The following is a 1039-nucleotide window of genomic DNA, read 5'->3' as shown; positions in this document are numbered from 1 at the left end:
TGTGGCCTGCAGCAGGTTTACAAACCCGACCGAACCTTCATTGGCCACGGTATGGAAGGTGATAAGGGCTTTTTCGCCGGGCTGGGCTTTGACGTCCTCAAAGACCTTGTTTTCATAATTGACGAAGCAGTCGCCATCTTTATGCGGAGCGTGTTCGACTTTCGGCATGGTATCTCTCCCGTGTGCTGCGGTCTCCGGCAGGGAGCCGAAACTGACCGCGTTGCCGAGGCAAACGTGGCACGGGATGGCAGAGAGCCAAAATATTGTATGCCTTATGAAAAGGGTACAAACGGCTCAAATCAGATCACATGCCGCCATCCTGCCAAGACAGAGACATACAAAAAATATACGACAACCATACAATCGTAAGAAGCATCCATAAGGGTCTGTTTTAGCGTAATTTTATAATCACGCAGTCGTGAATGAAGTGCCTTTTTGTTTTTCCATGTGCCCGCATGGCGCGCCCCGGAATCAGATGTTCCCATCGATTCCAGACACTGTGCGCAGGTCACACAATATCGGCAAAGCCGGGTGAGCGTTTGTGTTGCAGGACCGACAGCACGCCATGCAGGGATTCCTCAAGGCTTGCAGCATCCGGTGCGCTGCCCAATGCAATCCGTGCCCGCTGCGGCGGCTCGCCGCTGATGGTGAAAACAGTGCTGGGAACCAGCGCCAGACCCCGCCTGCGGGCGTACGCCACAAAATCCGCACTGCCCCACCAGTCCGGCAATTTCAGCCACACATGCGGCCCGTCGGGGTTCATGCAATGCCCCTCCCCCAGAACCCTGCGGGCAATGGACTGGCGCAGGCGCAGTTCTTTCTGGATGGCATGCAGGATTGTATGTGCCTGCCCTGTCTGCATCCATCGCGCCGTGAGCGCGCTGAGCAGGCCGGCATTGGTGAGCGCAATGGCCCGGATGGCCGCCGCGACCCGTCGGGTCATGTCCGCATTGGGCAAGGCCACATAGGCGGTGCGCAGGCCGGGGCTGAGCGTCTTGGCAAGGGTAGCCACGTAGCTGACACGGCTATGGTCGAGGGC

Annotated in this window: 2 pseudogenes; both read right to left on the bottom strand. The window is 57.8% G+C overall.

From position 1 onward, the window contains the following. Positions 1-168, bottom strand: a pseudogene (locus tag AC1RQ9_RS19010) (MSMEG_0572/Sll0783 family nitrogen starvation response protein); the annotation flags it as partial. A gap of 340 nt (positions 169-508) precedes the next feature. Continuing rightward, positions 509-1039, bottom strand: a pseudogene (locus AC1RQ9_RS19005) (PLP-dependent aminotransferase family protein); the annotation flags it as partial.

The organism is Komagataeibacter ossonobensis (genome assembly GCF_057359305.1).
This window is presented reverse-complemented; position numbering and strand designations above follow the sequence as displayed.